Source organism: Cryobacterium sp. MLB-32, from assembly GCF_000738085.1.
Taxonomy (GTDB): Bacteria; Actinomycetota; Actinomycetes; order Actinomycetales; family Microbacteriaceae; genus Cryobacterium.
The window spans coordinates 1-8,548 of sequence record NZ_JPRS01000082.1; the positions used below are offsets into that span (position 1 = coordinate 1).

Annotated in this window: 12 protein-coding genes and 1 tRNA gene; 7 read left to right on the forward strand and 6 right to left on the reverse strand. The window is 65.9% G+C overall.

Annotation, left to right across the window (positions count from 1 at the left end):
* The first annotated feature begins 192 nt into the window (after positions 1-192).
* Complete coding sequence (locus JF66_RS10060) at positions 193-1,107, forward strand: thioredoxin domain-containing protein (protein ID WP_197059381.1); 915 nt, start codon at positions 193-195, stop codon at positions 1,105-1,107.
* A 34-nt stretch (positions 1,108-1,141) separates the two neighbouring features.
* A tRNA-Thr gene (locus JF66_RS10065) sits at positions 1,142-1,217 on the forward strand.
* Between the two features lie 152 nt (positions 1,218-1,369).
* Here the strand turns inward: JF66_RS10065 and JF66_RS10070 are convergent.
* Entirely contained in the window at positions 1,370-1,801 is a 432-nt protein-coding gene (locus JF66_RS10070; protein WP_035877515.1) for an Lrp/AsnC family transcriptional regulator, read from the reverse strand.
* A gap of 126 nt (positions 1,802-1,927) precedes the next feature.
* Between JF66_RS10070 and JF66_RS10075 the strand changes: the two genes are divergently transcribed.
* Both JF66_RS10075 and ctlX read left to right on the forward strand, forming a co-directional pair.
* On the forward strand, positions 1,928-2,959 hold the full coding sequence (locus tag JF66_RS10075; protein WP_035877518.1) for an ornithine cyclodeaminase: 1,032 nt from the start codon (positions 1,928-1,930) through the stop codon (positions 2,957-2,959).
* Positions 2,960-2,970: 11 nt separating this feature from the next.
* Complete coding sequence (gene ctlX, locus JF66_RS10080) at positions 2,971-3,963, forward strand: citrulline utilization hydrolase CtlX (RefSeq protein ID WP_035877519.1); 993 nt, start codon at positions 2,971-2,973, stop codon at positions 3,961-3,963.
* Between the two features lie 12 nt (positions 3,964-3,975).
* Here ctlX and JF66_RS10085 read toward each other — a convergent pair whose 3' ends face one another.
* Together JF66_RS10085 and JF66_RS10090 are read right to left on the reverse strand one after the other, a co-directional pair.
* On the reverse strand, positions 3,976-4,533 hold the full coding sequence (locus tag JF66_RS10085; RefSeq protein ID WP_035877523.1) for a hypothetical protein: 558 nt from the start codon (positions 4,531-4,533) through the stop codon (positions 3,976-3,978).
* The gene (locus tag JF66_RS10090) at positions 4,530-4,916 is read right to left on the reverse strand and encodes a PadR family transcriptional regulator (protein WP_035877527.1); all 387 of its coding nucleotides are present in this window, start codon (positions 4,914-4,916) and stop codon (positions 4,530-4,532) included. The genes JF66_RS10085 and JF66_RS10090 overlap by 4 nt, the downstream gene beginning before the upstream one ends.
* A gap of 107 nt (positions 4,917-5,023) precedes the next feature.
* On the opposite strand from JF66_RS10090, the gene JF66_RS10095 reads away from it, so the two are divergent.
* On the forward strand, positions 5,024-6,022 hold the full coding sequence (locus tag JF66_RS10095; RefSeq protein WP_231556368.1) for a DMT family transporter: 999 nt from the start codon (positions 5,024-5,026) through the stop codon (positions 6,020-6,022).
* Here the strand turns inward: JF66_RS10095 and JF66_RS22955 are convergent.
* From JF66_RS22955 to msrB, 3 genes are all read right to left on the reverse strand, one after another.
* Positions 6,019-6,195 (reverse strand): hypothetical protein, encoded by a 177-nt coding sequence (locus JF66_RS22955; protein WP_156109731.1) that lies wholly within the window; start codon positions 6,193-6,195, stop codon positions 6,019-6,021. The two genes, JF66_RS10095 and JF66_RS22955, sit on opposite strands and share 4 nt — an antisense overlap.
* A gap of 86 nt (positions 6,196-6,281) precedes the next feature.
* Complete coding sequence (locus tag JF66_RS10100; RefSeq protein WP_035877529.1) at positions 6,282-6,848, reverse strand: nitroreductase family protein; 567 nt, start codon at positions 6,846-6,848, stop codon at positions 6,282-6,284.
* Between the two features lie 2 nt (positions 6,849-6,850).
* Positions 6,851-7,252, reverse strand: coding sequence for a peptide-methionine (R)-S-oxide reductase MsrB (gene msrB / locus JF66_RS10105; protein WP_035877532.1), 402 nt, complete (start codon positions 7,250-7,252; stop codon positions 6,851-6,853).
* A gap of 234 nt (positions 7,253-7,486) precedes the next feature.
* On the opposite strand from msrB, the gene JF66_RS10110 reads away from it, so the two are divergent.
* Together JF66_RS10110 and JF66_RS10115 are read left to right on the forward strand one after the other, a co-directional pair.
* The gene (locus JF66_RS10110; RefSeq protein ID WP_035877533.1) at positions 7,487-7,783 is read left to right on the forward strand and encodes a DUF3263 domain-containing protein; all 297 of its coding nucleotides are present in this window, start codon (positions 7,487-7,489) and stop codon (positions 7,781-7,783) included.
* A gap of 51 nt (positions 7,784-7,834) precedes the next feature.
* Positions 7,835-8,404 carry a LytR C-terminal domain-containing protein gene (locus tag JF66_RS10115; RefSeq protein WP_035877535.1) on the forward strand — a complete coding sequence of 190 codons (570 nt, stop codon included), beginning with the start codon at positions 7,835-7,837 and terminating at the stop codon, positions 8,402-8,404.
* The last annotated feature ends 144 nt before the right edge of the window (positions 8,405-8,548 follow it).

Below are 8,548 nucleotides of genomic sequence, written 5' to 3' on the forward strand. Positions count from 1 at the left end.
AACCTGCGTCAGTGAAGATGCCGAACCTTTTCATTATGGCATACGGCCCCTGCCGCTCGGCGGCGGGTCGGGCGAGGGGGACAGACACGAGGGACACCCGTGTGGTCGACTCCCAGCGGATGGTCGTATTATTTGCTAGTGCACCAGCATTAAACCCGGTGGCGAACCTTTACCGTGTGGAGCGAAGAATTCATGACAACAGGCGGACTGAGCGACAAGCGTCCTTCTAAGAACCAACGGCGCGAGGCGGCGCGGGACAAGGCCAAGCTGATTCGCGTTGAGCAGCAGAAGAAGGACCGCCGCAACAAGTTTCTGCTGCAGGGCGGCATCGGTCTCGCCGCTGTCGGCATCGTCGTGGTCGTCGCGCTTGTCATCATGAACTCGATCCGCCCGGCCGTCCCCGGACCGGCGAACATGGCCAGCGATGGAATCCTCATCGGTGAAGGCCTCACTGCCGTGACCACGCCCGCCCTCCAGCCGGAGGCCACGCCGGTGGCTTCCCAGCCGGATGCCTCGGGTACCGTGGCGAACATCCGGGTCTACGTGGACTACCTCTGCCCGTATTGCGGCGACTTTGAAACCACCAACGGCGACCAGATCGCCCAGTGGGTCGACTCGGGTGCCGCCACCGTGGAGATCCACCCGATTGCCATCCTCACCGGCCGTTCCGCTGGCAGCCAGTATTCGCTGCGAGCGGCGAACGCGGCGGCGTGTGTAGCCAATTACTCGCCCGACAACTTCTATGCCTTCAATTCGGCCATGTTCGTCGACCAGCCCGCGGAAAACACCACGGGGCGCAGCGACGCCGACCTTCAGGATGTCGTCAGGAATTCCGGCGTCACGACAGCGCTCACCCAGATCGACACCTGCATCACTGACGAGACCTACAAGTCCTGGGTGATCGCATCCACGGATCGGGCCACCGCGGGTCCGATCCCGAACTCGCCGTTGACCGCCATCGCCTCCACGCCGACCGTGCTGGTCGACGGCAAGCAGTACCAGGGCAGCCTGGCTGACCCGAAGGAATTTGCGGCGTTTGTGCTGCAGTCAGCCGGGGAGAGCTACTCGACCTCGACGCCCACGCCTTCGGCGCCGCCCGCCGGATAGCCTAGGATGGACTCTTGAGGCTGCAAAGCCTCATGCCGGCCTGGCGCAATTGGTAGCGCACCACTCTTGTAAAGTGGGGGTTACGGGTTCAAGTCCCGTGGCCGGCCCCATTCGTCCGTCTCCGCCGTCGATTTCGACCGATGCATTTCTGTGCTGGCGAGGCACTTCTGTGCTGGCGAGGCACGTCTGTGCTGGCGAGGCACTCGTGTGAGGAATGCCGTGACCTCGGGTGTGGCACGCGCACCGGTCAAACGAGCACCGGTCAAACGAGCACCGAGCTCAGCAACAGGCTTGTTTCGCTGTTCACGATGCCCTCGACCGAGCGGATGCGGCCCAGCAGGCGGTCGAAATTGCCGAGCGAGTCGGTGCGCAGTTCCGCGACAAGGTCCCAACCGCCATTTGTCGTGTGCAGCGCGTGTACCTCCGAAAACCCGCGCAGTTTGCGGATCACGGCGTCGGTCGAGCGCCCTTCCACTTCCAGAAGTGCGATCGCGCGGATGGAAGAGGGGTCGCGATCCTCGCGGACGCGTACCGAGAAGCCGACAACCGTGCCGGAGTGCACGAGGCGGTCCAGCCTGGCCGTGACGGTGGATCGGGTCACCTCGAGCTCGCGGGCGAGACTCGCCACGGACTCCCGGGAGTTCACCCGGAGCAGGGCCAGCAGTCGACGGTCAAGGTCATCCAGGGTAGACATTGCACTTATTGTACAGCGGGTATAAGCAGAGTGCGCGAGTCACTGTGCAAAACAATGCTGATCCGCAATGGCGACCACACATCGCCTAGCCATAGCGTGGATGTACCGACGAGAGAGGGGGCGCCCATGGTGCGCTTCGTAGATGTGGCCAACATGACCCGATGGATCGCCGAGCAGGGCGTGGAGCCCATCATCACCGGCATGGTCGACTACCTCGAGCAGGACTTCCTGCGCTGGGAGAGCTTCGATAAAACGTCCCGAGTGCCGAGCCACTCCGCCTCCGGCGTGATCGAATTGATGCCCGCAAGCGACGGCGACACGTACGCGTTCAAGTACGTCAACGGCCATCCGCTAAACCCGACCCGCGGTTTTCAGACCGTCACCGCGTTCGGTGTGCTGGCGAATGTAGACAACGGATACCCGACGTTCTGGTCCGAGATGACACTCCTGACCGCGCTCCGTACGGGAGCCACCAGCGCGATGGTTGCCAAGCTCCTCGCCCGGCCCGGATCCACGACTATGGCCCTCATCGGCACCGGTACCCAGTCCGAGTTCCAGGCCCTTGCCTTCCGCGCCATTCTCGGCATCACGCAGCTCCGCGTGTGGGACACCGACCCCGCCGCGATGGAGAAATTCGTGCGCAATGTCGAGCCCCTCGGCTTCGACGTTGTCGTGGCCACGGATGCCCGTGACGCCGTGCGCGGCGCCGACATCGTGACCACCTGCACGGCGGACAAGGCCAACGCCACCATCCTCACCGCAGACATGATCGAGCCCGGCATGCACCTCAACTCCATCGGCGGTGACTGCCCCGGCAAGACCGAACTCGACGCAGAGATCCTTCGTAACGGCACCGTCTTCGTGGAGTTCCCGCCACAGACGCGCGTCGAGGGAGAGATCCAGCAGCTCGAGGCCGACTCTCCGATCACCGAGATCTGGCAGGTGCTCGCCGGACAGGTTGCCGGTCGCGCCTCAGACACACAGGTGACCGTCTTCGACTCCGTCGGCTTCGCCATTGAAGACTTCTCCGCCCTGCGTTACGTTCGCGATGCAGTGGACGGCACCGATTTCTTCGAAGAGGTCGACCTGATCGCCGACCCCGCCGACCCTAAGGACCTCTTCGGCCTCGTCGCCGCTGCTGCTCCGGCACTCGTCTAAGCCCGACGGACATGTCGGCTCAGGCTCCGGGTGCGGCCGTCCTCGTTCGGCCGCACCATTTTCATCCGAACCCGCAGACGCAGGCCGATAACTCCTTCCAGAGCGCGGTCGTATCCGGAGCCGACGCCTCGCTCGCCGCGCGAGCGTTCGATGAGGTCACGGCCGCCGCTGCCGCCCTGGAGGCGCACGGCGTCACCGTGCATCTCTTCGACGACGACCGGGATGTGACGCCCGACAGCGTTTTTCCCAACAACTGGTTCTCCACGCACGCGGGAGGGCACGTGGCGCTCTACCCGATGTACGCCCCGAACCGCCGCAGCGAACGCCGCACTGACATCGTCGAGCTGCTCAAGGAGCGCTATCGCGTCCAGGACGTCATCGATTACTCCGGTCTCGAACAGGACGGCATCTACCTCGAGGGCACCGGCGCGATGGTGCTCGACCACGTGAGCCGGGTGGCGTACGTCGCCCGGTCGAACCGGGCCGACCCGATCGCACTCGAACGCTTCTGCACGAACTTCGGCTATGAACCGATGGCATTCGATGCGGTCGACGAGGCGGGTGCGGCCTGCTATCACACCAATGTCATGATGTGTATTGCCACAGACTTCGCGCTGATCAGCCTCGGTATGATCACATCACCGGCCCGTCGGCAGGAAGTGGCCGAACGGCTCGCGGCGCCCGGCCGAACCGTGCTTGGTCTGAGCCACGCCCAGATTCGCGACTTCGTCGGCAACGCCATCGAGCTGCGCGGCTCCGTCGGTCGGGTGCTCGCCCTGTCACGCCGGGCGCTCACCGCGCTCACTGCGGAGCAACTTCGGGTTATTGAGTCGAGCGCCACGGTGGTTCCCCTCGATGTTCCCACGATCGAACTCGCGGGCGGCTCGGTAAGATGCATGATCGCCGGCATCCATCTCGAGGCCCGTTCACGCGCTGCAGCCGCTGCGCGGGTAGAGGCTTCTCCGGTGGATGCTGCGCGTTTAGCTGCTGCGCCGCTGGTCTGACCTCTCGGGTGATCACCTTGCGGGGCGGGCCCAGATACGCCAGAGGCGACCGGTGACGATGGCGGCGGCCACGGCGAGGATGAGCGGCCAGAAGTGCTCAACGGAGTCCGCTCGCCAGCCGATGCCGATGCCGTCGGGGCCGCTGAAGACGGTCACCGGCACGCCGAGGAGTACGGAGTCCGCCTCTCGCGTCCCGGTGGAGGAGAGCACGGCGAGCATGCCGAGCGAGTAGCTGAGGGCTATCGTCCACCAGATCATGAGTACGCCCAGAAACCAGACCGCGGCCAGACTCCATCGGGGACCACGACGCGAATCGGTCGCTGCCTCGTAGCTCCGCGCCAGTTCACGAGCCGAGCCGAGCGAGGTGAGGGCTTGCTCGATCCCGCGGTCGGCGGAGTCGACGACGAGGTTGCCGCGCACCTCTCGCAGGATGGATCTTCTGGTGCGGTGGTCGATCCTGTCATCAAGCCACAGCTCCAGGCGCAGGAGGTAGGTCTCCCGGCGCCACCACGACCTCGTCGTCGAGGGCGCACGTGCCTGAGTGACGGCGTCGGGGATGTCGTGGTTCATTGGTCCTCCTGGGTCTGGGGCTGTGTCGCGGGGGGCAGAGGGGCGAGTGCGGAATCGACGATCGCACCGAGGGTCTTCCAGCGCGTGGCCGAGGCGGCGAGAACCCGGGTCCCGTGCTCGGTCAGCGAGTAGTACTTGCGTGCCGGGCCGGCCGCGGATGCGACGAGTCGGCTGCTCAGCGCGCCCTCGCTCTCGAGCCGCGTGAGGGCCGGATACACGGTCCCGGTGGCGAGGTCGGTGAGCCCGAGACGCTGCAGGCGGACCACAAGCTCGTAGCCGTAGGATTCCTGCCGGGCCACCTGTGAGAGCAACAGCATCGGCAGCACACCGCGCAGGGCCTGGGCGTCCTGCGGTGCGGATTCCGCGGCACCTTTTCTCGTCATGCATGCAGGCTACACCCGGTAGCGGGTGTCGCTACGTAGTAATTCCTCTGTCCTGCGGATGCCGACTCCCAGCCGCAGGCATGCGCCCGTCCCCTAGAATTGCGCGAGTGACTGAGCTGCGAACCCACCATGCCGTGAGCGATCCCGCCGTGTCGACCCGGTCGGTTCTGCCGGTGTGGCTCGCCGTGGTCTTCTCGGTGATCATCGGTGCCCTCTATGCCGTGCAGTCCCGAGTCAACGGCGAGCTGGGCGTGCGGATCGGCGACGGGTTCACGGCGGCCGTGATCTCGTTCGGCTCCGGTCTCGTGCTGCTGTCTGCCGCCATGCTCCTGTGGCCCACCGGCCGGCGCGGGCTCACCCGGGTCGGTGAAGCGGTACGCGGCGGGGAACTTTCCTGGTGGCACCTGTTCGGCGGGGTCTCCGGTGCGCTCTTCGTGCTCTCTCAGGGGCTCGCCGCCTCGCTGCTCGGTCTTGCGCTCTTCTCGGTGGCCACCGTGGCCGGTCAGACGATCAGCGGCCTGCTCATGGACCAATTCGGTATTGGGCCGGGCGGCAAGCGGCCGCTGACGGTGACCAAGGTCGTGGGCGTGCTCGTGGCCCTACTGGCCGTGGCATGGACGGTCTCGGGCCAGCTCAAGAGCGATGTGCCCCTGTGGCTGCTGTGGCTGCCTCTCGCGGCCGGCATTGCGCAGGGCTGGCAGCAGGCGGTGAACGGTCACGTACGCATTCTTGCCCGCAGCGCGCTGACCGCGACCTTCCTCAACTTTCTCACCGGCACGATCGCGCTCTTCATCGCGGCCGTTGTACATGGCCTGGCCGTGGGGTTTCCCACGTCACTGCCGACCGCTCCGTGGCTGTACGTCGGCGGGGTCATCGGCTGCATCTTCATCGCCGGGGCGGCCATCGTCGTGCGCACCACGGGCGTGCTGCTCCTCGGGCTGGCGATCGTGGCCGGGCAGTTGCTCTGTGCCCTGGCGATCGACCTGTTCTCGCCGACGTCCGGGCATCCGCTCACCCTGACCACCGTTGGCGGAACGGTACTCGCGCTCGTCGCCGTGGTGATCGTGGGATTTCGCTGGCGTGTGCCGGGCCGCCGGCGAGGCTAGAAGCGGCGGGCGGGGATTCTCCGCTTGAACAGGAGAACGACCCACACGTAGACGCCCACGAGCTGCCAGAGGCCTCGCAGGGTGAGGTCGGCCGCTGAAACGGGATGTCGTGGAGTTCGGCCGTGGACAACGACGGCGCGATGGCCGCTGATTTCACGCAGTTTTTCGCTCACACCGTGAGGCTACGATGCCTCGGTAACGGATGCACAGCTTCCAGCTGAATGGTTCGTGTCGCCCAGGCGTCCAGTGCACACCGTTTTCAGAGCACGCTCAGGTGGTTGGCCGGGTTGACGACGGCCCGGTTGCCGGCGGTGCAGTCCGCGGGCACGCCGCCGACGTAGAGCCAGCCGAGAAGTTCTTCCGACCGTTCGAGGCGGTGCACGAGGCGCACGGCCTCGGTGCGGACGAGCGGCCCGGTGCGCCACATCACGCCCCAGCCCGCATCGGTCAGGAGCAGGCTCAGCAGATGCGCGACGCCGACCGCCGCGGCATCCTGCTCCCAGACCTGCACCGGGCTGCTGTCGCGGCGGCAGGCCACGATCGCGATGAGGAGCGGGGCTCGGAGCGGTTTCAGTCGCAGCTTGGCCGCCTCCTCGCCCGTGCAGGCGGATGCGGTGACGAGCGCCTCACCCAGGCGATCGCGCGCCTCACCGCGCACCTCGATCAACCGCCACGGACGCAGGGCGGCGTGGTCCGCCGCCCGCGCGGCCGCTGCCACGAGGGGCAGCAGTTCGGCCCGAGTGGGAGCCTCTGCTGTCACCTGGGAATGAGACCGGCGATTCGCGACCGCCGCAAGAGCCCCCGACTCGCGGCCATCGGACAGCATCGTTATTCGGCGGCCGTGAAGTTGAGCGAGATCGAGTTCATGCAGTACCGGTCGCCGGTCGGCGTGCCGAAACCGTCGTCGAAGACGTGCCCCAGGTGCGATCCGCAGTTCGCACAGCGCACCTCGGTGCGGACGGTGCCGAGGGAACGGTCCTCGATCAACTCCACGGCTTCGGGGCGCACCGACTCGTAGAAGCTGGGCCAGCCGCATCCAGAGTCGAACTTCGTGCCGCTCTGGAACAGCTCGGCGTTGCACGCGCCGCAGGTGTAAATGCCTGAGCGGGCTTCGTCGAGCAGCTCTCCGGTCCACGGACGCTCCGTGCCGGCTTCGCGCAGAACCGCGAACTTCTCGGGGGAGAGTTCCTCACGCCACTGGGCGTCTGACTTCGTGACCTCGTGGTCCATGGTGATTCCCTTCGTTCCGTCGGTCGCGCCGAGTGCGACCAGTCGCCTGAAGACGACTACTCCAGACTAAACTCACGCGGTCCCGGCGGCATTCCGCATTCCGTCAGGTTGCGGCGAATCTTCAGGCGAAACACGGCCCGCCCGGAATGGTGCGGCCAACAACCAGCCTCGCTGAATAGGATGACGGTGTTGCACGAGCGCCGTGCCCCGTATGACTGAGTGAAGAGGTGTCCGGTGGAGGGTGCGCGCGATTCGACCGTTACCCACAGCAGTGACACCCCGCAACTGGCACAGCGCGACGCAGCCATCCTCGCCTTCGAAGCCCGGTGGTGGAGAAGTCCCGGTGCCAAGGAAGAAGCCATCCGCCTGGAATTCGCGCTCTCTGCGGCCCGCTATTATCAACTTCTGGCGGCGTTGATCGATTCCCCCCTCGCGCTCGCGCATGATCCTATGCTGGTCAAACGCCTGCAACGGATGCGCGAGGCCCGCGCCGTCGCCAGGGCCGGCCGTTCGCTGGCCCTGCCCGATTGATTCGTCTTCACCCACTGAGAGACCCGACCCAAGGACCGAACCAGACCCACGATGCCCACTCATGACGCACACGATCGATTCGACCATCTTCCGCACGACCTGCAGCGCGTCGGAGCCCACCGTGCGCCCGGCCGCAAGGGTCGAGGCTGGGTGGCGTTCTGGTGGGCTCTGGGCGCGACCGTGGCTCTGATCGCGGCGGGTGTATTCGGTATTCTGTCTCTCAACAATCGCTTGGACATCAGCATCCCGGGCATTTCGCCGTCTGGATCCGCCACGGCCGGGGCGAGCGCCGCTCCGACGGCCGCGCCGACACCGGTCGCCACCGTGGATCCGGCCCTGAGCGTGACCGTGCTCAACGGGTCTTCGTCCAACGGTGTGGCGGCATCCGCTGCCCAGACCCTCGAGAGCGCCGGCTGGACGGTGGGCGCCACGAGCAATGCGAACTCCCAGGACCAGCCCACGACGATCGTCTACTACTCCGATGCAACGCTGGAAGCAGCGGCTCTCGGCATCGTGCAGTCCCTGCCGGGCGCGACGATTCTGCTCTCCAACGATTTCATCGATTCCGGTGCAGACATGACCGTCGTCATCGGCAACGACTATGTGGCTCCCGCCCAGTAGGACGGTTTCGAAAATCCGCGTAATCCCGGGCTCAGACCGATCGTTCTAGTACCGATCAAATCCGTGCGCGTCAACCCCCTTTTCTTCCCTCGCGGCTTCGCTACTGTATGGGTGGTCAAGCGTTTAGTTGGTGCACAATGTGCT